The 23,290-nt window shown below is 70.1% G+C and carries 20 protein-coding genes and 1 riboswitch; of the genes, 12 read left to right on the top strand and 8 right to left on the bottom strand.

Going from position 1 to position 23,290, the window contains the following annotated elements:
- Window positions 1-94: 94 nt before the first annotated feature.
- From pyrH to ACGFRF_RS31170, 11 genes are all read left to right on the top strand, one after another.
- A complete protein-coding gene (gene pyrH / locus ACGFRF_RS31120; protein ID WP_365718564.1) occupies window positions 95-853 on the top strand; it encodes a UMP kinase in 759 nt (252 codons plus the stop codon).
- Window positions 854-1,037: 184 nt separating this feature from the next.
- Window positions 1,038-1,595: a ribosome recycling factor gene (gene frr / locus ACGFRF_RS31125; protein WP_055706853.1), complete on the top strand. Its 558-nt coding sequence runs from the start codon at window positions 1,038-1,040 to the stop codon at window positions 1,593-1,595.
- Complete coding sequence (locus tag ACGFRF_RS31130; protein WP_393745632.1) at window positions 1,595-2,734, top strand: phosphatidate cytidylyltransferase; 1,140 nt, start codon at window positions 1,595-1,597, stop codon at window positions 2,732-2,734. Before frr ends, ACGFRF_RS31130 begins: the two co-directional genes overlap by 1 nt.
- 172 nt (window positions 2,735-2,906) lie before the next feature.
- Window positions 2,907-4,181, top strand: coding sequence for a cytochrome P450 (locus tag ACGFRF_RS31135; protein ID WP_393745634.1), 1,275 nt, complete (start codon window positions 2,907-2,909; stop codon window positions 4,179-4,181).
- An 85-nt stretch (window positions 4,182-4,266) separates the two neighbouring features.
- Complete coding sequence (locus ACGFRF_RS31140) at window positions 4,267-4,455, top strand: hypothetical protein (protein WP_393745636.1); 189 nt, start codon at window positions 4,267-4,269, stop codon at window positions 4,453-4,455.
- 278 nt (window positions 4,456-4,733) lie between these two features.
- Window positions 4,734-5,027, top strand: a complete 294-nt coding sequence (locus ACGFRF_RS31145; protein WP_393745638.1) for a hypothetical protein — start codon at window positions 4,734-4,736, stop codon at window positions 5,025-5,027.
- Window positions 5,028-5,884: 857 nt separating this feature from the next.
- On the top strand, window positions 5,885-6,991 hold the full coding sequence (gene rlmN, locus ACGFRF_RS31150) for a 23S rRNA (adenine(2503)-C(2))-methyltransferase RlmN (protein ID WP_393745640.1): 1,107 nt from the start codon (window positions 5,885-5,887) through the stop codon (window positions 6,989-6,991).
- Between the two features lie 23 nt (window positions 6,992-7,014).
- A riboswitch (TPP riboswitch) is annotated at window positions 7,015-7,122 on the top strand.
- A gap of 80 nt (window positions 7,123-7,202) precedes the next feature.
- On the top strand, window positions 7,203-8,285 hold the full coding sequence (locus tag ACGFRF_RS31155) for a thiamine ABC transporter substrate binding subunit (RefSeq protein WP_393745642.1): 1,083 nt from the start codon (window positions 7,203-7,205) through the stop codon (window positions 8,283-8,285).
- A gap of 38 nt (window positions 8,286-8,323) precedes the next feature.
- Complete coding sequence (locus ACGFRF_RS31160; RefSeq protein WP_393745644.1) at window positions 8,324-9,925, top strand: ABC transporter permease; 1,602 nt, start codon at window positions 8,324-8,326, stop codon at window positions 9,923-9,925.
- The gene (locus tag ACGFRF_RS31165; RefSeq protein ID WP_393745646.1) at window positions 9,925-10,944 is read left to right on the top strand and encodes an ABC transporter ATP-binding protein; all 1,020 of its coding nucleotides are present in this window, start codon (window positions 9,925-9,927) and stop codon (window positions 10,942-10,944) included. Before ACGFRF_RS31160 ends, ACGFRF_RS31165 begins: the two co-directional genes overlap by 1 nt.
- A 24-nt stretch (window positions 10,945-10,968) precedes the next feature.
- The gene (locus ACGFRF_RS31170; RefSeq protein ID WP_393745648.1) at window positions 10,969-11,766 is read left to right on the top strand and encodes a maleylpyruvate isomerase family mycothiol-dependent enzyme; all 798 of its coding nucleotides are present in this window, start codon (window positions 10,969-10,971) and stop codon (window positions 11,764-11,766) included.
- 401 nt (window positions 11,767-12,167) lie between these two features.
- Here ACGFRF_RS31170 and ACGFRF_RS31175 read toward each other — a convergent pair whose 3' ends face one another.
- The 7 genes from ACGFRF_RS31175 to ACGFRF_RS31205 form a co-directional block, all read right to left on the bottom strand.
- Window positions 12,168-12,857, bottom strand: a complete 690-nt coding sequence (locus ACGFRF_RS31175; protein WP_393745650.1) for an LAETG motif-containing sortase-dependent surface protein — start codon at window positions 12,855-12,857, stop codon at window positions 12,168-12,170.
- 159 nt (window positions 12,858-13,016) lie between these two features.
- Window positions 13,017-14,141 (bottom strand): LOG family protein, encoded by a 1,125-nt coding sequence (locus ACGFRF_RS31180; protein ID WP_393745652.1) that lies wholly within the window; start codon window positions 14,139-14,141, stop codon window positions 13,017-13,019.
- 36 nt (window positions 14,142-14,177) lie between these two features.
- Window positions 14,178-14,585: a VOC family protein gene (locus tag ACGFRF_RS31185; protein WP_393745654.1), complete on the bottom strand. Its 408-nt coding sequence runs from the start codon at window positions 14,583-14,585 to the stop codon at window positions 14,178-14,180.
- A 112-nt stretch (window positions 14,586-14,697) separates the two neighbouring features.
- On the bottom strand, window positions 14,698-16,068 hold the full coding sequence (locus ACGFRF_RS31190) for a hypothetical protein (protein WP_393745656.1): 1,371 nt from the start codon (window positions 16,066-16,068) through the stop codon (window positions 14,698-14,700).
- Window positions 16,050-16,790 (bottom strand): ABC transporter ATP-binding protein, encoded by a 741-nt coding sequence (locus ACGFRF_RS31195; RefSeq protein ID WP_393745658.1) that lies wholly within the window; start codon window positions 16,788-16,790, stop codon window positions 16,050-16,052. Before ACGFRF_RS31195 ends, ACGFRF_RS31190 begins: the two co-directional genes overlap by 19 nt.
- Before the next feature lie 191 nt (window positions 16,791-16,981).
- Window positions 16,982-18,346: an aspartate aminotransferase family protein gene (locus ACGFRF_RS31200; protein WP_393745660.1), complete on the bottom strand. Its 1,365-nt coding sequence runs from the start codon at window positions 18,344-18,346 to the stop codon at window positions 16,982-16,984.
- Between the two features lie 2 nt (window positions 18,347-18,348).
- Entirely contained in the window at window positions 18,349-18,867 is a 519-nt protein-coding gene (locus tag ACGFRF_RS31205; protein ID WP_393745662.1) for an Lrp/AsnC family transcriptional regulator, read from the bottom strand.
- Between the two features lie 204 nt (window positions 18,868-19,071).
- Here ACGFRF_RS31205 and ACGFRF_RS31210 point away from each other — a divergent pair, with 204 nt between their 5' ends.
- Window positions 19,072-20,511, top strand: a complete 1,440-nt coding sequence (locus ACGFRF_RS31210) for a gamma-aminobutyraldehyde dehydrogenase (protein WP_393745664.1) — start codon at window positions 19,072-19,074, stop codon at window positions 20,509-20,511.
- 267 nt (window positions 20,512-20,778) lie between these two features.
- Here the strand turns inward: ACGFRF_RS31210 and ACGFRF_RS31215 are convergent, their stop codons facing one another.
- Window positions 20,779-23,223 carry a hypothetical protein gene (locus ACGFRF_RS31215; RefSeq protein ID WP_393745666.1) on the bottom strand — a complete coding sequence of 815 codons (2,445 nt, stop codon included), beginning with the start codon at window positions 23,221-23,223 and terminating at the stop codon, window positions 20,779-20,781.
- Window positions 23,224-23,290: the final 67 nt, after the last annotated feature.

Raw genomic sequence — 23,290 nt, forward strand, 5'->3', positions numbered from 1 at the left:
CGAGGAGGCCATTGCCGCGCATGGGAGCGAAAAGCGACCTTACCGGCAATGGCCTTCTTCGCATGTGCAACACGTGAAAGAGGCGGGATCTCCCATGACCACGAAGGCCCAGAAGAGCGACGACGGCAAAGTACGCGGCCGGTTTCTGCTGAAGCTGTCCGGAGAGGCCTTCTCCGGTGGTGGGGGCCTGGGCGTCGACCCGGACGTGGTGCACAAGATCGCCCGCGAGATCGCGGCCGTCGTCCGGGACGGTGCCGAGGTCGCGGTCGTCATCGGCGGAGGCAACTTCTTCCGCGGCGCCGAACTCCAGCAGCGCGGCATGGACCGCGCCCGCTCCGACTACATGGGCATGCTCGGCACCGTGATGAACTGCCTCGCCCTCCAGGACTTCCTGGAGAAGGAGGGCATCGACAGCCGGGTGCAGACCGCCATCACCATGGGCCAGGTCGCCGAGCCGTACATCCCGCTGCGCGCCGTGCGCCACCTGGAGAAGGGCCGCGTGGTCATCTTCGGCGCCGGTATGGGCATGCCGTACTTCTCCACCGACACCACCGCCGCCCAGCGCGCCCTGGAGATCGACGCCGAGGCGCTGCTCATGGGCAAGAACGGTGTGGACGGGGTCTACGACTCCGACCCCAAGACCAACCCCGACGCCGTCAAGTTCGACGCCCTCGGCTACGGCGAGGTCATCACCCGGGACCTCAAGGTCGCCGACGCCACCGCCATCACGCTGTGCCGCGACAACAAGCTCCCGATCCTTGTCTTCGAGCTTCTCGCGGAAGGCAATATCGCCCGTGCCGTCAAGGGTGAGAAGATCGGCACGCTGGTGGGCGACCAGGGCAGCCGGGACTGACCGGTACACCCCTGACGCCCGGGGCGCGCCACCTGTCCGGGGGACGGACGGGACGTGCCCTGGCCGGGGGATGGACAATGTCCTGCCGGTCGGGAACCGTGCAGGAAGAAGACGCGACGCAGCCGGCCGCCGCCCGATAGAGGAACCGCAGCCGGGCCTCACTCAAGACACGCAGGAGCAAGTGGTGATCGAAGAGACCCTCCTCGAGGCCGAGGAGAAGATGGAGAAGGCCGTCGTGGTCGCCAAGGAGGACTTCGCCGCGATCCGCACCGGCCGTGCGCACCCGGCGATGTTCAACAAGATCGTGGCCGACTACTACGGTGCCCCGACGCCGATCAACCAGCTGGCCTCGTTCTCCGTGCCGGAGCCGCGCATGGCGGTCGTGACGCCGTTCGACAAGAGCGCGCTGCGCAACATCGAGCAGGCCATCCGCGACTCCGACCTGGGCGTCAACCCCAGCAACGACGGCAACATCATCCGTGTGGTGTTCCCCGAGCTGACCGAGGAGCGCCGCCGCGACTACATCAAGGTCGCCAAGGGCAAGGCCGAGGACGCGCGCGTGTCCATCCGCTCCGTGCGCCGCAAGGCCAAGGAAGCCCTCGACAAGCTCGTCAAGGACGGCGAGGTCGGCGAGGACGAGGGCCGTCGTGCGGAGAAGGAGCTCGACGACACCACGCACAAGTACGTCGCTCAGGTGGACGAGCTTCTGAAGCACAAGGAAGCGGAGCTGCTCGAAGTCTGATGAGCGACTCTTCCTGGGGGGCGCCGCCACCGGCGGGGCAGGCCGGGTACTGGGCGCCCACCGAGGGCGGGCCCGCCCAGCCTGCCCAGGGGTCCGCCCCGGCGGGCCCCTACGATGCGCCTGCGGCGCAGCAGACTCGCCCCATGCCCATCGTGCCCGAGATACCCGCGTACGGCGGAGACCAGGCCGACGATCGGGGGGCCGCTCGGCTGGGCGGTCCCTTGTTCCGAGACGAGACCTTCCAGGACCGGCCCGTCCCGGCCGAGACCCAGAATCCGGAGCCCATGCCCGACGCCCCGCAGCCGGCGCCAGCGCCGCAGAAGAAGAGCGCGGGCCGCGACCTGAGCGCGGCCATAGGGGTCGGCGTCGGACTCGGTGTGGTGATCGTCGCGTCCCTGTTCGTCGTCAAGGCCGTGTTCGTCGGCGTGATAGCGGTCGCCGTCGTCGTCGGCCTGTGGGAACTGACCAGCAGGCTGCAGGAGCGCAAGGGCATCAAGGCGCCGCTCGTGCCGCTCGCGGTCGGCGGTGCGGCGATGGTGGTCGCCGGCTATGTGCGCGGCGCCGAGGGCGCGTGGGTCGCCATGGCGCTGACGGCCCTCGCCGTCCTCGTCTGGCGCATGACCGACCCGCCCGAGGGCTACCTCAAGGACGTCACGGCCGGCGTCTTCGCGGCGTTCTACGTGCCGTTCCTGGCCACGTTCGTCGCGTTGATGCTGACCGCCGACGACGGCCCCTGGCGGGTTCTCACCTTCCTGTTGCTGACGGTCGTCAGCGACACCGGCGCGTACGCGGTCGGCTGGCGCTTCGGCAAGCACAAGCTCGCCCCGCGCATCAGCCCCGGCAAGACTCGCGAGGGCCTGCTGGGCGCGGTGCTGTTCGCCATGGTCGCGGGCGCGCTGTGCATGCAGTTCCTGATCGACGACGGCCTGTGGTGGCAGGGCCTGCTGCTGGGCCTCGCGGTCGCGGCCAGCGCCACACTCGGCGACCTCGGCGAGTCCATGATCAAGCGGGACCTGGGCATCAAGGACATGGGCACCTTGCTTCCCGGACACGGCGGCATCATGGACCGGCTGGACTCGCTGCTGCCCACCGCGCCGGTGGTCTGGCTGCTGATGGTGGTGTTCGTCGGCTCCGCGTGAGCGGGTGTCGTACGACTTCCGGGCTCCCGTCCTGACACAGGGCGGGGGCCCGTCGCCTTACCCGGGCCCCGGATGACGCAGCACAAATCGCAGCAGGCGCCGGCCGGCGGCAGACTCCCTCAGAGGACGGCGTGTCCTGTGCCGCCCGGTGACGCAGCAGGGAGTGTGCCCGATGCCTCTCGACCCAGCCCCGGACCCCGCGGCAGCCACGGCCCCCGCCACGACTGCCGACCCCACCCCTGCCGCCTCTCCTCCGCCGGTGAGGTTCTGGCCCGTCGACGACCTGCCCGCACTCGACCCCGACCCGTTCCTGGACGAGCTGCTGCGCGACGAGCCGGTCACCCGGATCGAACTGCCGCACGGCGACGGGCACGCCTGGCTGGTCACCCGGTACGAGGACGTCCGCTTCGTCACCTCCGACCCGCGTTTCTCCCGGGAACGGCTCGTCGGCCGTGACGTGACCACCATGCGCCCGGTGCCGGTGGCCTCGCAGACGGCGGGCCTGCAGTACATCGACCCGCCCCGGCACAACCAGCTGCGCCGGGTCGTCGCCCGCGCCTTCACCGGGAGGAGCATGCAGCGGCTGCGGCCGCTGGCCGAGCGCAGGGCCGCCGAACTGCTCGACGGGATGGAGCGCGCGGGCGCACCGGCCGACCTCATGGAGCACCTGCACGGCCCCTTCCCGATCGCCGTCGTCCGGGACTTCCTCGGCGTGGAGGAGAAGGACTGGCACCGCTGGGCGGCGACGGGCGAGGCCCTGCTGTCCGCGGGCGCCGAGTCCGAGGAACGCGCCAAGGAGGCCGGGCAGGCCACCCGGGCACGGATCATCGAACTGCTCCAGCAGCGCCGTGCGGAGCCCCGCGACGACCTCGCCGGAGTGCTGGCGCAGGCCGCCGCGGCCGGCGAGATCACCGACGACGAGGCGATCTCCCTCGCCACCGCCGTCCAGGTCAGCGGCGGCCACGCGGTCCGCAACAACAGCGGTTCGATGATGTACGCACTGCTCACCCACCCCGAGCACATGGACCGGCTGCGCCGCGAGCCGGAGCTGCTGCCCCGGGCCGTGGACGAGCTGTTCCGCTACGTCCCGCACCGCAACGGCGTCGGCATCCCCCGGATCGCCGTCGAGGACGTCGAGGTGGGCGGCCACCTGATCCGGGCCGGTGACGTCGTCTACAACGCCTACGTCGCCGCCAACCGCGACCCCGAGGTCTTCCCCGACCCCGACGCCCTGGACTTCGACCGCGAGAACCCCGCCCACCTGGCCTTCGGTCACGGCCCGCATCACTGCCTGGCCGCCATCATGGCCCGTATGGAGGCCGAGGTGATGATCGGCTCCGTGCTCACCCGCTTCCCCGGCATCCGGCTGGCCGTGCTTCCCCAGGAGGTCGAGTTCCAGCGCCAGGGCCTGATCCGCGGACCGAGAACGCTGCCCGTGACCTGGTGACGGAACCTTTCGGGCGCCCACGGCGTCTGTCGGAGCGACCGAGGCCGCACGACCGGCCTCCGGCGTGACCGCAAAGGTGGCGAACATGATCGTGCTCCTGCTCGGCGTCCTGCTGCTCGTCATCGGCGGATGTGTCTGCGTGGTGTGGGCGGAGCGCGGCGGGCCGCGCTGGGCCAGGGCCGTTGCCACGGTGACGCTCGCCGCGGGCGAAGCGGTACGCCGCTCCCAGCGGAAGGGCCGCCGCGGCCAGAGCACGCTCGACGACGGAAACTAGAATCAGACATTCCTCTTGATCACGACGGATTGGGTGTAAGAGCGTACGCGAATACATCGCGTGCTGCGGATTGCGCCGATTTCGGTGATGGATTCTCAGCCGCTCCTTGGTTTCCTCAAGATGGGAAAATCACCGGGATGAAAGCGATATCGCGGTGCCGCCTTTCGACCGTTGCCGCTGCTGCGGCGTGCCTGGTCATCGGAACCGCCACGTCCGCAAGTGCAGGCACGAACTCGCCCGTTTCTGATACGAGCAACGGTGACGGCTATGCGTACTTCGTGGCCGACGGCGACAATTTCCTCATCCACGACAGCCTGTGCGACGGCGACACCGTCTGGGCGCAGCTGACGTGGTACAAGTCCGGGGACGGATGGCATTACCGGACGGTGCGCAATACCTCCGGATGCAACACCACGGACACGAGGCATCCGTGGAACATCCCCGAGGGCGCGGACGTGTGGGTGAGGGCCTGCGGCAGCGTGGAGGACAACTACTCCAACAGCGGCGCCGGCTACCTCGGCGCCGGTCACGACTGCGACTTCACCCAGGGCGGCCAGCACGGCATCGCCTGAGGTACCGCCCCTGCCCCACAGGAACCGATCTGGGCACTGGTTGAGCCGTGCCTAAGCCCGGACACCCGGCAGCGAGCGGCAGCAACAAGCCCCCTACCTGCGCCTCGGCGCGGTTAGGGGGCTTGGTGTAGTGGAGGTGGATCACCGCAATCACTCACGCACCAGGTGCGGCCAACCTGGTCGGAGCTATCGCCTACAGATCTTCACGGTGCTGTAGGTGCAGTCCGTGTAGCTGGTCCCGTTCGGATAACGGATGACTCTGCAGGTGCGCTCCTTGATGGTCCTGCAATTCCTGTTCCGGTTGTTGTTCCGGTAACCGTCCCGGTCCCTATTCCCGTAGCTGTCGCGGTCCCTGTTCCCGTAGCCGTCCCGGTTTCCGTGTCGGTTACTGTTGTTCTGGTTACTGTTACCGTATCCGGAGCCGTCGTCGTCTCCGCTTCCGCCCTGCTGCGGGGCCCCTGCGGTTTGAAGGCTGCAGACTTGGGCTGGCGCAGTAGCTTGGGCGACGGCCGGCGAGACCCCGAGAAGACCACCAGCAAGCAGCACAGGGCTAAGCCCGATGGTCAGCTGCCGGCCAGGGGAGACGCGGCGCTCTGCACCCATCATTCTCACCTCGAACAACTCGGCCGATGACTACCTGACATTCGCTTTAGTCGCTTGCGTGCTCTACGTCAAACGCAACGCCTAAACTGAAGCGTTCGAAAGTGAAACGTCTGCTTTGGAGCTGCTCAGGCCGGCCACCGTCGGGTTCCAGTAACCCGAAGGGAGTCGGCGGCGACAGGTGACGACCACCAGCGACAGGTCTCCGGACCGGCAGCCCCAGGTCACCCAAGTCGATCTGCGACACTGGTACAGCCATGCCTAAGCCCGGAGAACTCATTTTCGTCGCCCCGCGCGGAGCCAAGAAGCCGCCGCGGCACCTCGCCGACCTCACGCCCGCCGAGCGCAAGGATGCGGTGGCCGACATCGGCGAGAAGCCGTTCCGTGCCAAGCAGCTCTCGCAGCACTACTTCGCGCGGTACGCGCACGACCCCGAGCAGTGGACCGACATTCCCGCCGGGTCGCGCGGCAAGCTGCAGGAAGCGCTGTTCCCGGAGCTGATGACCGTTGTACGGCACCTGTCCACCGACCAGGGGACCACGCGCAAGACGCTGTGGCGGCTGTTCGACGGGACGCTCGTCGAGTCCGTGCTGATGCGGTACCCGGACCGGGTCACCATGTGCATCAGCTCGCAGGCGGGGTGCGGCATGAACTGCCCGTTCTGCGCGACCGGGCAGGCGGGCCTCGACCGGAACCTGTCCACCGCCGAGATCGTCCACCAGATCGTGGACGGGATGCGGGCCCTGCGGGACGGGGAAGTGCCCGGCGGCCCCGCTCGGCTGTCCAACATCGTCTTCATGGGGATGGGGGAGCCGCTCGCGAACTACAAGCGAGTGGTCAACGCCATCCGCGCGCTCACCGATCCCGCCCCGGACGGGCTCGGGCTCTCGCAGCGCGGGATCACCGTCTCGACCGTCGGGCTGGTGCCGGCCATCCACCGGTTCGCCGACGAGGGCTTCAAGTGCCGGCTCGCGATCTCCCTGCACGCCCCCGACGACGAGCTGCGCGACACCCTCGTCCCCGTGAACACGCGGTGGAAGGTGCGCGAGGTACTGGACGCCGGGTTCGAGTACGTGGAGAAGTCCGGGCGCCGGCTGTCGATCGAGTACGCGCTGATCCGGGACATCAACGACCAGGCCTGGCGCGGTGACCGGCTCGGCCGGCTGCTCAAGGGCAAGCCGGTGCACGTCAACCTCATCCCGCTCAACCCGACGCCCGGGTCGAAGTGGACCGCGTCCCGGCCGGAGGACGAGAAGGCGTTCGTCGAGGCCATCGCCGCGCATGGTGTGCCCGTGACGATCCGGGACACCCGTGGTCAGGAGATCGACGGAGCCTGTGGTCAGCTCGCGGCCACCGAGCGGTAATCTGACCACGTCCACACATCTTCATATTCCGACAGGGGAGCGCCACAGCGCTGAGAGTGCGGCAACCGGGCCGCAGACCCTCTGAACCTCGCCCAGGTCATTCTGGGTAGGAAGTTCGGTCATCACTCAAGCTGTTGCGCCCTGCCCGGGCCTCCTCGCGGAGCCCGGGCGGGGCCGCGTCTCTTCCTGGTCAACCCCAGGAGGACATCCAGTGCACAACAAGACCTTCATGGCCGTGGCGGCGGGACTCGGCCTGGTGGCCCTGCCCGTGCTGACCGGGTGCGGGTCGAGCGACGCCAAGGGATCCACGGACTCCAAGACCGTCACCCTCGTCAGCCACGACTCGTGGGCCGTCTCGAAGAACGTCGTCAAGGACTTCGAGAAGCAGTCCGGATACAAGGTCAAGGTCCTCAAGGACGGCGACGCCGGGCAGGCCGTGAACAAGGCCATCCTGACCAAGGACAACCCGCAGGGCGACGTCTTCTTCGGCGTCGACAACACCCTGCTGTCCCGGGCACTCGACAACGGGCTGTTCCAGCCTTACCAGGCCAAGGGATCCGACACGATCCTGCCGGAGCAACGGGTCGACCAGGACAAGCACCGCGTCACGCCCGTCGACACCGGCGACATCTGCGTCAACTACGACAAGGCCTGGTTCAGCGAGCACAAGCTGACCCCGCCGCAGTCCTTTGCCGACCTCGCCGAGCCGCAGTACAAGAACCTCCTCGTCACCGAGAACGCGGCCACCTCCTCGCCCGGCCTCGGCTTCCTGCTCGGCAGCGCCGCGAAGTTCGGCGACGACGGCTGGCAGGACTACTGGAAGAAGCTCGAGGCCAACGGCGTCAAGGTCGTCGACGGCTGGGAGCAGGCCTACTACCAGGAGTTCTCCGGCTCCTCCGAGGGCAGGAAGGCCGGCGGCGACCGGCCGCTCGTGGTGTCGTACGCCTCCTCCCCGCCCGCCGAGGTGATCTACGCCAAGAAGCGGCCCAGCACCGCCCCGACCGGGGTGTCGTACGGCACCTGCTTCCGGCAGACCGAGTACGCCGGACTGCTGAGCAACGCGAAGAACACCGAGGGCGGCAAGGCGTTCCTCGACTTCCTGCTCACCAAGGAGTTCCAGGACGACATGCCGCTGAACATGTTCGTCTACCCGGTCGTGAAGGGGGCCGCCGTGCCGGCCGAGTTCACGAAGTACGGGCCGGCCGCCAAGAATCCCGAGACCATGGCTCCCGACAAGATCGCCGCCAACCGCGACCAGTGGGTCAAGTCGTGGACGTCGCTCGTACTGAAGTAGCCGAGACCCGGCGGGGAAGCGCGGCGCGGCTCGGGCTGATGGCCCTGCCCGTCGCGTTCTTCGCGCTGTTCTTCGCCTGGCCCGTGGCCGCGATCGTCGCGCGCGGACTGAAGGTGGACGGCGCCTGGCAGTTCGGGCGGATCGCGGACGTCGTGACACAGCCGGACATCCGGCACGTGCTGTGGTTCACCACCTGGCAGGCGCTCGCCTCCACCGCGCTCACCCTGCTGTTCGCCCTGCCCGCCGCCCATGTCTTCGCCCGCCTCGACTTCCCGGGCAAGCAGCTGCTGCGGGCCGTCGTCACCGTCCCGTTCGTGCTGCCGACCGTCGTCGCCGGCAGTGCCTTCCTGGCCCTGGTCGGGCGGCACGGGCTGCTCGACGAAGTGTGGGGAGTACGGCTGGACACCACGGTGTGGGCGATCCTGCTGGCCCATGTCTTCTTCAACTACGCCGTCGTCGTACGCACGGTGGGCGGTCTGTGGGCCCAGCTCGACCCCCGGCAGGAGGAGGCCGCCCGGATGCTCGGCGCCTCGCCGCTCGAGGCCTGGCGGAAGGTCACCCTGCCCGCCCTCGCGCCCGCCGTGGCCGCCGCCGCGCTGATGGTCTTCCTGTTCACCTTCACCTCCTTCGGCGTCGTGCAGATCCTCGGCGGCCCCACCTTCTCCACCCTCGAAGTGGAGATCTACCGGCAGACCTCCGAAGTCTTCGATCTGTCCGCGGCCGCCGTCCTCACCCTCGTCCAGTTCGCCGCCGTCGGCGCGATCCTCGCCGTGCACGCCTGGACCGTACGGCGGCGGGAGACCGCACTGCGCCTGGTCGACCCGAAGGTGACCGCCCGCCGGCCGCGCGGGGCCGGGCAGTGGGCGCTGCTCGCCGGGGTCCTCGCCACCATCGCCCTGCTCCTCGTGCTGCCGCTCGCCGTGCTCGTCCGGCGCTCCCTCGACGCACCCGGCCTCGGCTACTACCGGGCGCTGACCGACTCCGACGGCGGTACGTTCCTGGTGGCACCCCTGCACGCCGTGTGGACCTCCCTGGAGTACGCCGTCGCCGCCACCGCCGTCGCCGTGCTGATCGGCGGTCTCGCCGCCGCCGCGCTGGCCCGCCGGGACGCGGGACGGCTGGTACGGGGGTTCGACGCGCTGCTGATGCTGCCGCTCGGCGTGTCCGCCGTGACCGTCGGCTTCGGCTTCCTGATCGCACTCGACAAGCCGCCGCTGAACCTGCGCCAGTCCTGGATCCTGGTGCCGCTCGCCCAGGCGCTGGTGGGCGCCCCCTTCGTCGTACGGACCATGCTGCCCGTGCTGCGCGCGGTGGACGGACGACTCAGGGAGGCGGCGGCCGTGCTGGGGGCCTCGCCCTGGCGGGTCCGGCGCGAGGTGGATCTGCCGATGGTGCGGCGGGCCCTGCTGGTCGCGGCCGGGTTCGCGTTCGCCGTCTCCCTGGGCGAGTTCGGGGCGACCGTGTTCATCGCCCGGCCCGACAACCCGACGCTGCCGGTCGCCGTGGCCCGGCTGCTCAGCCGCCCCGGAGACCTCAACTACGGCCAGGCGATGGCCCTTTCGACCATTCTGATGGTGGTGTGCGCCGTCGCGCTGCTCGTTCTGGAGCGGCTGCGCACCGACCGGACGGGGGAGTTCTGATGCTGCTGAGCCTCGAGGCCGCGACCGTGCGGCTCGGCGGGCGGGCCGTGCTCGACGCGGTCGGCCTCGATGTCGCCGACCACGAGGTGGTGTGTGTGCTCGGGCCCAGTGGCAGTGGCAAGTCGACGCTGCTTCGGGCGGTCGCCGGGCTGCAGCGGCTGGACTCGGGCCGGGTGCTGCTCGACGGCCGCGACCAGGCGGGTGTGCCCGCGCACCAGCGGGGTGTCGGCCTGATGTTCCAGGACCACCAGCTCTTCCCGCAGCGGGACGTCGGCGCCAACGTGGCCTTCGGGCTGCGCATGCACGGTGTCGGCAAGGGCGAGCGGGACAGCCGGGTGAGCCAGTTGCTGGAGCTGGTCGGGCTGCCGGGGGCCGCCCGGCGGGCTGTGGCCGGGCTGTCCGGCGGTGAGCAGCAGCGCGTCGCCCTCGCCCGGGCGCTCGCGCCCCGGCCCCGGCTGCTCATGCTGGACGAGCCGCTCGGCCAGCTCGACCGCTCGCTGCGGGAACGGCTGGTGGTCGAACTGCGGGAGCTGTTCGGCCGATTGGGGACGACCGTGCTCGCCGTGACCCACGACCAGGGCGAGGCGTTCGCGCTGGCCGACCGGGTCGTGGTGATGCGGGACGGGCGGATCGCGCAGTCCGGGACGCCCCTGGAGGTCTGGCAGCGGCCCGCCGACGCGTTCGTGGCCCGCTTCCTCGGCTTCGACAACGTGATCCCGGCGACCGTCGCCGGTACGGCCGCCGACAGCCCCTGGGGCAAGCTGCCGGTGCCCGACGGCTCGGCACAGGGCAACCGCACGCTCCTCGTCCGGCCCGCCGGGGTACGGCTCGTGGCCGCCGACGAGGGCCTGCCCTGCACGGTGTCCGCCCGCACCTTCAAGGGCACCCATGTGGCAGTCCACCTCCAGCCCCAGGACGGCCCGCGCCTGGAGGCGGCCTGCGCGCTCCGGGACGCGCCGGAGGTCGGGGACACGGTCGGGGTGGAGTTCGACGCGGCGGAAATCGTCGTGCTCGACTGATCATCCTCGCCCTAGGGTGGGGCCATGACGTTACTCCCGCATGACCGGTACTGTAATGAAATCGCCCATCAGGTAGGGCAGTTGAGGGACCTGGTGACCTCCGGCGTCGACCTCTCCGCCACCGTGCCGACCTGCCCGGACTGGTCGCTCGAACAGCTGGTACGCCATATGGGCGGCGCCCTGCGCTGGGTGGACGCCATGGTGCGCAGCCGGGCGCAGGAGCGGATCGAGCGCGAGCAGGTGCCGCTCGGCGCGGGGCCGGAGACCGAGGGCGATGCCGCGGCGCTGGCCGCCTGGCTGGCCGAGGCCGGTGACCTCGTCGTCGGCGCGCTGCGCGAGGCCGGCCCGGACACCGAGGTGTGGTCGTGGACCGGCAAGGCCGACTCCGGCTTCTGGGCCCGCCGGATGGCCCACGAGATCACCGTCCACCGCGCGGACGCCACGCTCACCGTCGGGCAGCCCTACGAGGTCGCGCCCGACATCGCGGCCGACGCGCTGGACGAGTGGCTGCAGCTCGTGCAGTGGGTGCAGCGGAACGCACCGCACCAGGACGCGAAGGAGCTGCGCGGGCCAGGCCGCAGCATCCACCTGCACGCCACCGACACCGAGCCCGCCCTGAACGCCGAATGGCTCATCGAGCTGGGCGAGAACGGGGTCACCTGGCGCCGGGGGCACGAGAAGGCGACCGTGGCCCTGCGCGGACCGCTCACGTCCGTCCTGCTCGCCTTCTACCGCCGGCTGCCGCTGGACAGCCCCGGCCTCGAGGTCCTGGGCGACCGGGAGCTGCTGGACTTCTGGCTGAACCGAACCACGTTCGGCTGACGCCGGCCCGGCCCGGACACGACGGTGGCCGGTGCCTGAGGATGGCTGGGCGGCGGCCGTGGCTTGTTTCGGGGATGGCCGGGGGTGGCCTGCGGCCCGTCTCGGGGTGGTGGGGGGAGGGCTGGGGCCGGTTTGGGGGTGGCCGGGTGGCGGCCGTGGCTTGTCTGGGGGATGGCCGGGGGAGGGCTGCGGCCCGTCTCGGGGTGGTGGAGGGACGCCTGGGAGGGAACCACCGGGGATGACGGGCGATGACTGCGGCCCGGCCCTCGGGATGGTTAGGGCGATGACTGCGGCCCGGCACTGAGGACGGTCAGGGCGGCGATCGCCACCCATCCCCACGATGGACCGCGGCCCGTCCCCTGGGGATAGGAGGACGGGCCGTGGTGTCGTGCGGACGGGCGTCAGGCGTTGTTGCGTGCCCCACGACGGCGCATGCCGAAGAAGACCGCGCCACCACCGACGACGACCAGGAGGGCCGCGACGCCGGCGATCAGACCGGTGTTGGAGTTGGCACCGGTCTCGGCGAGGTTCGAGTCACCGGCCGCCGGGGACGGCGCGTTGCTCGGCGCGCCCGCCGGGGCGGAGCTGGACTCGGAGGCCGACGGAGTCGGGGAGGCCGACTCGGCCGGGGCGGACTTGGACGGCGACGGCGTCGTGGGAGCCGTCGGCGTCGGCGTCGTGGTCTCCTCGGTCTTGCAGGCGGTGGACGGGGTCACCAGGTCGGGCTTGATGTCCTCGTCGACGATGGTGCTGGCCTTGACGTGCACGCGGTAGGTCGCGTTCGGCTTCCAGTCCTCCGGGAAGGTGACCGGAGTGCCCTCGGCCGAGCCCTTGACCTGCTGCTCGCCCACCTTGGTCTCGACGCCGCCGTCACCCTTCAGGAACACGGTGACGGTGGCCTCGACCGCGGAACGGTCGGTGTCGGTGACGACGATGACACCCTTTTCGCCGTCGCACTTGGCTTCGGCCTTGAAGTCACGGATGTTGCACGCGAGCGCGGAGCTGGACAGACCCAGCACCACCGCGGCCGACGCGGAGGCAACACCCAGGATGCGCACGGAACGACGTGCGCTACGGCGAGTTATGGACACGTTTGTCCTTTACAGAGCATAACTGCGGGGGGCTTTGGGGGAGTTGGGACGTCGGACGAGCTGAGGTCCCAGCACCCCCGGGAGGCTCACAGGTTTATAAGCGCTCCATAAGTAGTGTCAATGCATATGCCCCCCGTAGCCGTTGGCTTTGCCTGCTTATTAACCGCCGAGACGTTTGATCGCGTCCGGAGCCTGCTCGATCCGGTCGACGAGGGCGATGCGGGACTCCATCGACCGGCCCTGGGCCAGCGACCGCAGCAGGGGCCACGTCGGCAGCTCCCGCGTCCAGTGCGCCTCGTTCACGAGCACCATCGGCGTCGGCTCGCCGCGCGACTCGTAGTAGTTGGGCGTCGCGTTGTCGAAGATCTCCTGTACGGTCCCGGCGGCGCCCGGCAGGAAGACCACTCCGGCGGTGGAGCGGGCCAGCAGACCGTCCTCGCGGGTGGCGTTGGCGAAGTACTTGGCGACGTGCGCGGCGAACGCGTTCGGCGGCTCGTGGCCGTAGAACCAGGTGGGGATGCCCACCGACTCCCCGCCGCCCGGCCAGCGTTCGCGTACCTCGAAGGCGGCCCGCGCCCACTGCGTGACGGACGGGCGGAACGACGGTGTCCTGGCGAGGATTCGGAGCGCCTCGTCGAGCATGTCGTCGGCGAGGGGAGCGGCGTAGGCGCCGAGGTTCGCCGCCTCCATCGCGCCCGGTCCGCCGCCGGTGGCGACGGTGAACCCGGCGCGGGCCAGCTCGCGGCCCAGCCGGGCGGCACCGGCGTAGGCGGCGGTCCCGCGCGCCATCGCGTGGCCGCCCATGACACCCACCACCCGTGCGCCGGTGAGGAGTTCGTCCAGCGCGTCGGAGACGGCGTCGTCGTGGATCGCCCTGAGCATCGAGGCGAAGACGTCACCGTCGGCCTTCGTCCGCTGGAACCAGGCATAGGCCTGGGCGTCCGGTGTCGCCTCGTACCCCTCGTCCAGCGACTCGAACAGTTCGTCGGGGGTGTAGGCGAAGCCGCGGTACGGGTCGAAGGGGAGGCCGGGTATCGGCGGGAACACCAGGGCTCCGGCCGACCGGACATGGGCGGCGGCCTCGGGGCCCATCGGGCAGCCGAGGAAGACGGCACCCGTGGCGTCGAGGCGGAGCAGGACATCGGTACGGGCGGTCAAGTCGACGGCCTGAATGCGGAATCGGGCGAGGGAGCCGTGCGTGGCGGCCACCTCGTCGAACTCGGCGAGGGACTCGATCTCGCGGTCACGGGCGGCTCGGTGCGGCTGGGCGGGTGTCGGTTGCACCCGCCCATGCTGGCACGGCTGTTCGGTCGAGAGGGATCAGCCCTGGATCGCGGCCGGATCCATCCACATGACCTCCCAGGTGTGGCCGTCGAGGTCGTCGAAGGCGCGGCCGTACATGAAGCCGTGGTCCTGGGTCGTGCCGCTCGCCGTGCCGCCGGCCGCGATCGCCTTGTCGACCAGCTCGTCGACCTTCTCGCGGCTCTCGGCGCTCAGACAGATCAGCACCTCGCTGGTCGTCGTCGCGTCGGCGATCTCCTTCTTGGTGAAGGTCGTGTAGAACGGCTTGGTGAGCAGCATCGCGACGATGGTGTCGCTGATCACCACGGAGGCCGCGTTCTCGTTGCTGAACTGCGGGTTGATCGTGTAGCCGAGTTCCGTGAAGAACTTCTTCGAGGAGTCGAGGTCGTTCACGGGCAGGTTCACGAAGATCATCTGCTGGTACATGGGGGTCTCTCCCGTCGGGCTGTTCCATCCGCGGTGCATCGCGGTCGGTGGGTAGACCGGCGGCCCTCGGCGAACTCATCGGCGGCCGAAGATTTTTTTCGTACCGGACTGCTCAGCGTGCCGGCGGCAGTGCCGCGAGTGCGGCGATCACCAGGGTGAGCGGGCCGAACAGGGCCAGCAGGGCGGCCGCGCGGAGGGCGGCGGCACCGCGCAGCATCGTGGGCGGCGCGCCGAGGCGGAGCAGCGCCGCCGTGGTGTCGGCACGGCACTGGCGGGCCTCGACGGCCGCGGTGAGGAGCGTGGCGACCGTGCAGCCGCCGACCAGGAGCGCGCCGAGGGCGGTCAGCGGGCCGAGGGCGCGTGCCGGGCCGTCGTCCAGGGCGGTCATGGCGTACCCGGCGGAGGCCACCGCGCACACCACGCCGAGGGGGCGGCCGATCCGGCCGGCCTCCGCCATGAGGACCCGGCCGGCGAGCAGCCGGAGCGCACCGGGACGCGCCGACTGCAGGAGCCGGCCGCACAGGTGGGTGAGGCCGGGGGCGCCGAGGACGAGACCGGCGGCGGTGAGCAGCCGGCCGAGCAGGACGGTGACGGCCTCGCCGGGGAGGCTGGTGAGGGAGGGGACGGGTGCGGAGCGGCCGGCGTACGCCTGTACGGCGAGACCGGCGGCAAGCAGGGCGATGCCCCAGGGGAGCCCCGCGGGGCCCTGGCCGGCCGGGACCGGGGTGGGCGCGGTCCAGTCGGCGTCCGGGGCCGGGAGCTCGGGGTCGGCCGGGCTCGCCGGCACTGGTGAGTCGCCGTCTGTCTCCGGGACGGGCGCGTCGTCGCGCTGCTCGGTTCGGGTACGTCGGGTGCCGGACGCGGCCGGGAGGCGCGCACCGAACCTCCCGTACGCCCCGAACGTCTCGCGCCCTGGTGCGTTGCCGTAGGCCCCGAAGCGGCCGAATCTGCGGGTGTCCGGGGTGGGGCGGGGATCTGTCGGGCGGAGGGCGAGGGCCACCGTCGTGGAGGCGATCACCGGGAGCAGGGTCAGCAGGGTGAGGGCCGCCGGGACGGGCAGGGGCCGGTCCGCGGCCAGGAAGTCCGCCGCCGCGCCGTCGAAGGGCATGCCCGTCAGGTCGCCGCGCAGGTGGAGGAAGAGGAGCAGGGCCAGCAGGGAACCGAGGGCGCAGGACAGGGCCGTGGTGAGGGCCGAGAACGCCATCAGGCGGGCCGGGCCGAGGCCGACGGCGGAGAGTCCGGAGCGGGGCCGGGCGCCGGGATCGGTGCGGGCGACCGCCAGCGCGAAGTACACCGTGGCGGCCACGGGCACCGCGCACCAGGCCAGGCGCAGCGCCGCGGCGTCCGCCGCCTCGGGGTGGTGCATGGCGTAGCCGAGGCAGGCGAGGAGGAGGAAACCGGTGCCCGCCGAGGCCGCGGCCACCAGCAGGCGGCGCAGCTGCACGGCGGGCCGGGCGGCACGGGTCAGGCGGAGAGCGAGCACGCGGCCCGGCCTTCCGGGTCGGGGGCGTCCGGCAGGTGCACGGTGCGCACGCGCCGGCCGTCCAGCAGCGCCACCGTGCGGTCGGCGAGGGCGGCGGTGTCGGGGTCGTGCGTGGCGAGGACCACGGTGATGCCGTGCGAGCGGGCCGCCGCGGTGAGCGTGCGCAGGACGTGGCCGCGGTCGGCGCGGTGCAGCGGTGCCGTCGGCTCGTCGGCGAAGAGGACCGTGGGCCTTGGGGCGAGCGCGCGGGCGATGGCGACGCGCTGGCGTTCGGCGTGCTGCAGCTCGTGCGGGCGCCTGCGGGACTTGTCGCCGACGTCCAGGCGTTCCAGCCACTCCAGCGCGGCCACCTTGGCCCGGCGGCGGCTGCTACCGCGCAGCATCAGCGGGAGCGCGGCGTTCTCCCAGACGTTCAGCTCGGGGATCAGGACCGGCTCCGGGTCGATCCAGCCGAAGCGGTCCCGGCGCAGCCGCTCCCGGGCCATCGGGCCCAGGGTGTGCACAGGCGCGCTGTTGAACCAGACCTCGCCGTCGCGCACCGGCACCTGACCGGACAGACAGCGCAGCAGGGTGGTCTTGCCGCTGCCGCGCGGCCCGCTGACGGCGAGGATCTCGCCCTCCCGCACGCCGAACGAGACCCCGGTGAGTCCGGGGGAGCCGTCGGGGTGCATGAAGTGCAGGGAGCGTGCCCAGAGCACGTCGTTGTCCGGCGGGGCCTCCATGGGCGTACACCTCGGTTCTGATCCGTTTTCCCGTGCCTCGTTCCCTCGTGCGGGGGAACGAGGGCTGGGCCGATCGGTCACTGGCACGCTAGGCAGGTCTCGGCCGGGAGCCCGGACAGCACACGGCCCCGGGCCGCCGTTCTCACTCGAACGGGCGGCACCGGGGCCGGGTTGATCATCCAGTCGGATGATCAGAGCTTCGTCCACGCCTCCGTGAGGGTGGCGCGCAGGATCTGCTCGATCTCGTCGAAGGTCTCCTGGTCGGAGATGAGCGGCGGGGCGAGCTGGACGACCGGGTCGCCGCGGTCGTCGGCACGGCAGTACAGGCCGTTGTCGAACAGCGCCTTGGAGAGGTAGCCGTACAGGACGCGCTCGGTCTCCTCCTCGTCGAAGGACTCCTTGGTGTTCTTGTCCTTCACCAGCTCGATGCCGTAGAAGAAGCCGTTGCCGCGGACGTCGCCGACGATCGGCAGGTCGTGCAGCTTCTGCAGGGTCTGCAGGAAGGCGCCCTCGTTGTCGAGCACGTGCTGGGTGAGATTCTCGCGCTCGAACAGGTCGAGGTTGGCGAGGCCCACCGCGGCCGACACGGGGTGACCGCCGAAGGTGTAGCCGTGCAGGAAGGTGTTGTCGCCCTTGTAGAACGGCTCGGCGATCCGGTCGGAGACGATGCAGGCGCCGATCGGGGAGTAGCCCGAGGTCATGCCCTTGGCGCAGGTGATCATGTCCGGGACGTAGCCGAACTTGTCGCAGGCGAACATCGTGCCCAGGCGGCCGAAGGCGCAGATGACCTCGTCCGAGACGAGCAGCACGTCGTACTTGTCGCAGATCTCGCGGACCCGCTGGAAGTAGCCGGGGGGCGGCGGGAAGCAGCCGCCGGCGTTCTGCACCGGCTCCAGGAAGACCGCGGCGACGGTGTCCGGGCCCTCGAAGAGGATCTGCTGCTCGATCTGGTCGGCGGCCCAGCGGCCGAAGGCCTCCGGGTCGTCGCCGTGGATGGGTGCGCGGTAGATGTTGGTGTTCGGCACCTTGTGCGCGCCCGGCACCAGCGGCTCGAAGGGGGCTTTAAGAGCCGGCAGGCCGGTGATCGACAGGGCGCCCTGCGGGGTGCCGTGGTAGGCGACCGCGCGGGAGATGACCTTGTACTTGGTCGGCTTGCCCTGCAGCTTGAAGTACTGCTTGGCGAGCTTCCAGGCGGTCTCGACGGCCTCGCCGCCGCCGGTGGTGAAGAAGACCTTGTTCAGGTCGCCCGGGGCGTAGTCGGCGAGGCGCTCGGCCAGCTCGACGGCCTTCGGGTGGGCGTAGGACCACACCGGGAAGAAGGCCAGCTCCTGGGCCTGCTTGAAGGCGGTCTCGGCGAGTTCCGTGCGGCCGTGACCGGCCTGGACCACGAACAGGCCCGCGAGACCGTCGAGGTAGCGCTTGCCCTTGTCGTCGTAGATGTAGGTGCCCTCACCCCGGACGATGGTCGGGACGGGGGAGTTCTCGTACGAGGACATGCGGGTGAAGTGCATCCACAGGTGGTCGTACGCGGTCTTGCTGAGGTCCTTTGAACTCACGGTTATCGGGTTCCCCACATGTAGGTCTGCTTCTTGAGCTTGAGGTAGACGAAGCTCTCGGTGGAGCGCACGCCGGGCAGCGCCCGGATGCGTTTGTTGATGACGTCCAGCAGGTGGTCGTCGTCCTCGCAGACGATCTCGGCGAGGATGTCGAACGAGCCCGCGGTCATCACCACGTACTCGACTTCCGACATGGCCGTCAGCGCGTCCGCGATCGACTCGACATCGCCCTCGACGTTGATCCCGACCATCGCCTGCCGGCGGAAGCCCACGGTGAGCGGGTCCGTGACGGCGACGATCTGCATCACGCCCTGGTCCAGCAGCTTCTGGACGCGCTGGCGCACGGCCGCCTCGGACAGGCCGACGGCCTTGCCGATCGCCGCGTACGGCCTGCGGCCGTCCTCCTGGAGCTGCTGAATGATGGCGAGGGAGACGGCGTCCAACTGGGGGGTGCCGTTCCTGGACTCGCGGGAGGAGTCCCTCTGGTCTGCGCTTCGACTGGCCACGAGCTCACTGTGCACGACGTCTCGACAGTTTCGCAAGCCCCGATCGATGAAATTCGTTGTTTGAGAGGCTGTAGCTTGCGGATTTCGCAGAACCGGTGGCGATGGGGGTGTTGAAAACGTGGGTGTGCCGATTAGGGTGGGTGTCTCAGTGACCGGACAGCCGGACCGGCTGGCCACGCTGCACAGCTTGAACCCTCGAACCAGATCAGGAGGCCGGCAGTGAGCACCGAGCTGCGTCGTCTGCGCAACTACATCGACGGTGAGTTCCGGGACGCCGCCGACGGACGGACCACCGAGGTGGTCAACCCCGCGACGGGCGAGGCGTACGCGACCGCGCCCCTGTCCGGGCAGGCGGACGTGGACGCCGCCATGGAGGCCGCCGCCCGCGCCTTCCCGGCCTGGCGCGACACCACGCCGGCCGAGCGGCAGAAGGCCCTCCTGAAGATCGCGGACGCGTTCGAGGAGCGCGCCGAGGAGCTGATCGCGGCCGAGGTGGAGAACACGGGCAAGCCGGTCGGGCTCACCCGCTCCGAGGAGATCCCGCCGATGGTCGACCAGATCCGCTTCTTCGCGGGTGCGGCCCGGCTGCTCGAGGGCCGCTCGGCCGGCGAGTACATGGAGGGGATGACGTCGATCATCCGCCGTGAGCCGGTCGGCGTCTGCGCCCAGGTCGCCCCCTGGAACTACCCGATGATGATGGCCGTGTGGAAGTTCGCCCCGGCCATCGCCGCGGGCAACACGGTCGTCCTGAAGCCGTCCGACACGACCCCCGCCTCGACCGTCCTCATCGCCGACATCATCGGCTCGATCCTGCCCAAGGGCGTCTTCAACGTCATCTGCGGCGACCGTGACACCGGCCGCATGATGGTCGAGCACCCGACTCCGGCGATGGCCTCCATCACCGGTTCCGTCCGCGCGGGCATCTCGGTCGCCGAGTCCGCCTCCAAGGACGTCAAGCGGGTCCACCTGGAGCTGGGCGGCAAGGCCCCGGTCGTCGTCTTCGAGGACACCGACATCGCCAAGGCCGTCGAGGACATCTCCGTGGCGGGCTTCTTCAACGCCGGACAGGACTGCACGGCCGCGACCCGCGTCCTCGTCCAGGAGTCCATCCACGACGAGTTCGTGGCCGCGCTCGCCAAGGCCGCGTCCGAGGCCAAGACCGGACAGCCGGACGACGAGGACGTCCTCTTCGGCCCGCTGAACAACCCGAACCAGCTCAAGCAGGTCGCCGGCTTCATCGAGCGCCTGCCCGCGCACGCCAAGGTCGAGACCGGCGGCCAGCAGGTCGGCGACAAGGGCTACTTCTACGCCCCGACCGTCGTGTCCGGCGTCCAGCAGGACGACGAGATCATCCAGAACGAGGTCTTCGGCCCCGTCATCACCGTCCAGTCCTTCAGCGACGAGGACCAGGCCGTCGAGTGGGCCAACGGCGTCGAGTACGCCCTCGCGTCCTCGGTGTGGACCAAGGACCACGCGCGCGCGATGCGCATGTCGAAGAAGCTCGACTTCGGCTGCGTGTGGATCAACACCCACATCCCGCTGGTCGCCGAGATGCCGCACGGCGGCTTCAAGAAGTCCGGCTACGGCAAGGACCTGTCGGCGTACGGCTTCGAGGACTACACGCGCATCAAGCACGTGATGACGTCGCTCGACGCCTGACCACCAGTGCAGTGACGCGGCCCCGGACAGGACACCTCCCTGTCCGGGGCCGCTGCGTTCTGACTCCGCCCCCACGAATCACGGCTCGTCCTCGGCGAACCGGCGGCCGGCCGGTGCCTGAGCGGCCGTGATCGACAGGCGCCGGACAGGCCCGGACTCGCTCGTCCTCCCGGACTCCGAGGAGTTCCGGCGGCAGGAGGCGGTCAGGGCCCCGCCCTCGAGGTGTGAGGGTGGGGCCCTGATCTGTACGGGGGCGTCCCGGCCGGCTCAGCCGGTGGTGGAGCCTCGGCGGCGCATCCACCACACCAGGCCCGCGCCGGCGGCGATGACCGCGGCGGCGATGCCCGTGATCAGGCCGATGGGGGTGTCGGAGCCGGTGTGGGCGAGGTCGCCGTCGGGGTCCGTCGGGTTCTGGGTGGGTGCCGGCGTGGAGCCCCCGGAGTGGCCGGCCGACGGATGGGGCGTCGGGGTCGCGGTTCCGCTGTGGGTGGGCCGTGGAGTCGGCGTCGGGGACGTCGGCGTGGGGGTCGGATCGGATCCGCCTCCGCTGGTGTCGCCGGAGGAGTCACCCCCGAGGTAGAGGATGTCGGTGTCCCGGTAAGAGGTGTCGTCCGACTTCATGGACGTCCGCGTGGTCGTGTCCAGGGTGCGGTTCTCGACGTTGAATCGCGTGCGGCTGATGTTCCGCTTGGGCTGCTTGGAGAAGTCGACGCCGCCGACGATGTACACCTGGACACCGTGGTCGGTGTCGATCTGGTAGGTGAACTCGCCCTCGGTGTAGATCTTCCGGTACCGCTGGAAGAGTTCGTTCTTGTCCCAGTCCTGGTGGGGGGCGCGCAGCGGCCACCGCTTGACGTCGTCGCTGCCGATGATCGACCGGAAGTCGGTCGGCTTCTTCGCGTCCTGCTGCCGGATCCATTCCGCGGCGACCCGTGAGGTGTAGACGCGGCGCAGGTCGGCGTACTGCGGGGCCGTGTTGATGGTCTTCTCGACCTCGGGCACGATCATCGAGTCGATGACCTTCTGCGCGGCCTTGATCTCCGCCTCGTCGGGGTCGCAGACCGGCTCGCCCGGACCCTGGGTGACGGTCTTCTGCGCGGTCGACTTCAGCGCCAGCGGGGCATCCAGGATGTAGATGCCGCCGTCCTGCTCGCGCACCTGGGCGGGCTTGGGCTCGATCCAGTTCCGCAGGCCCGGCATGCACGGGTAGCCGTTCTGCTTGGGCAGGGCCGCCCAGTAGCGCTGGCCGAGGTCGGTCTTGGGGTCCATGGCCCGGTAGAAGTCGTGCTTCATCTGGAGATCGGCTTCCAGCAGGACCCGGCCGGCGTCGGTGGAGGCGAACTTGGAGTCCATGATGCGGTCGGGCTCGTCGGGGTTCAGGTTGACCCAGAACTTGTCCGGCGTCAGCGCCAGCCAGGTGAACATCGCGTCGGACGCGAGCTGCATCTTCGCCTGCCCGCCCCAGCCCGGGTTCTCGTCCGGCTCGGGCACCATGTCGGCCTTCATGGAGTACTGCATGCCCTTGCCCTTGGCCAGGCCGCCGACATAGCGCAGTTCCAGGGTGGTGAAGTCCACGCCGCCCGGGCCGCCGCGCGGGAGGGTGCCGCGGGCGTCGAGACGTCGGGCCTCGGCCTGGATCTGTTTGGCTTCGTTCAGGGTGCGGCCCGACCCGTTGACACGGTCGTTGAGCGGTCCGCGGGTGCCGCAGGTGCTCGCGGCCGCGAACGGTACCTGTCCGGCCGGTCCGCCCTGGCAGCCGGGCGCGAACCAGGTGTCGTAGCGGGAGTAGCCACGGATCGGCTTGGTCTGCGGGATCGGGTTGTACTGGCGCTGGAAGCCGCGGACCTGGTTCGTCCTGCCCGGCCGCATCTGCTCGACCTCGCGGTTGAACGTGTCGATCAGTTTGCGCTGGCCCTGGGAGAAGTTCTTCGCGCCGGTGTAGCGGAAGGTGTGGTCCGGCATGGACTTCGCGACGATCCGGTCCTGGCCGAGCTGCTTGCTCCTCAGCTCGCTGTTGGACTTGAACTCGTTGAACTCCTTGGTGCGCCGGTTGTACGCGTCGTACTTGCGCCAGCCGATCCGCTTGCCGTTCTCGTCGAAGATGTCGACGTAGACCTCACACAGCCAGTCCGGACCGACGAGCTGGAAGTCCTTGACCAGACGGGCTTCGAACGCGGCGCCCTTGTTGAGGTTGATCTCGTTGCGCAGGTAGATCTTGTCGAACCAGCGCTCGAAGCTCTGCGAGCGCGCCTTGGACAGGTAGCGGGCGTAGATCTCCATCGCCTTGTCGGCGGGATCCCCCGACGCCTTGGCCTGCGCCTCCCACGCCTGGACGTTCTTCTCCGGATCCGGGTCCTTGGACAGCGCCTTCGTCTTCTCCGCCGCCGTGGGGGCCTTCAGCCCGTCGAACGCCTTGCCCGGGAGCGGGTAGTTGAAGTTCTTCGGGTCCCCGTTCCACTTGTCGAAGTTGGTCCCCGCGCTCGTGGGGAAGCCGGTGTTCGACGGAGTCCGGTCGTACGTTCTGCCCAGGTGCTTGGTGTCGCACCGCTTCCCGGTCCCCGGCCTCAGTTTGGCCGAGGTGGGAACAGCGGATGCGTCCTCCACCGGGACGCCGGGCAGCCCGGTGAGAGTCACTGCCCCGGCAAGACCGAGGGCGGCCGTGAAGCGCGCGACCAGCCGCCACCGTCTCGGTATGCGTAGCGATCTGTTCAAGATGGTCCGTCTTCCCTCGTTGTGGGGGGCGTTGAGGGGTGAAGGGGCAGCGCATGAGGCCCCCGTG

The organism is Streptomyces sp. NPDC048521 (assembly GCF_043199855.1).
GTDB lineage: Bacteria > Actinomycetota > Actinomycetes > Streptomycetales > Streptomycetaceae > Streptomyces.

Excerpts from the sequence above, each read along its gene's own strand:
- pyrH (WP_365718564.1), top strand. The coding sequence starts at position 95 with ATGACCACGAAGGCCCAGAAGAGCGACGACGGCAAAGTACGCGGCCGG.
- ACGFRF_RS31130 (WP_393745632.1), top strand. The coding sequence starts at position 1,595 with ATGAGCGACTCTTCCTGGGGGGCGCCGCCACCGGCGGGGCAGGCCGGG.
- ACGFRF_RS31135 (WP_393745634.1), top strand. The coding sequence starts at position 2,907 with ATGCCTCTCGACCCAGCCCCGGACCCCGCGGCAGCCACGGCCCCCGCC.
- ACGFRF_RS31140 (WP_393745636.1), top strand. The coding sequence starts at position 4,267 with ATGATCGTGCTCCTGCTCGGCGTCCTGCTGCTCGTCATCGGCGGATGT.
- rlmN (WP_393745640.1), top strand. The coding sequence starts at position 5,885 with ATGCCTAAGCCCGGAGAACTCATTTTCGTCGCCCCGCGCGGAGCCAAG.
- ACGFRF_RS31160 (WP_393745644.1), top strand. The coding sequence starts at position 8,324 with ATGGCCCTGCCCGTCGCGTTCTTCGCGCTGTTCTTCGCCTGGCCCGTG.
- ACGFRF_RS31165 (WP_393745646.1), top strand. The coding sequence starts at position 9,925 with ATGCTGCTGAGCCTCGAGGCCGCGACCGTGCGGCTCGGCGGGCGGGCC.
- ACGFRF_RS31170 (WP_393745648.1), top strand. The coding sequence starts at position 10,969 with ATGACGTTACTCCCGCATGACCGGTACTGTAATGAAATCGCCCATCAG.
- ACGFRF_RS31185 (WP_393745654.1), bottom strand. The coding sequence starts at position 14,585 with ATGTACCAGCAGATGATCTTCGTGAACCTGCCCGTGAACGACCTCGAC.
- ACGFRF_RS31195 (WP_393745658.1), bottom strand. The coding sequence starts at position 16,790 with ATGGAGGCCCCGCCGGACAACGACGTGCTCTGGGCACGCTCCCTGCAC.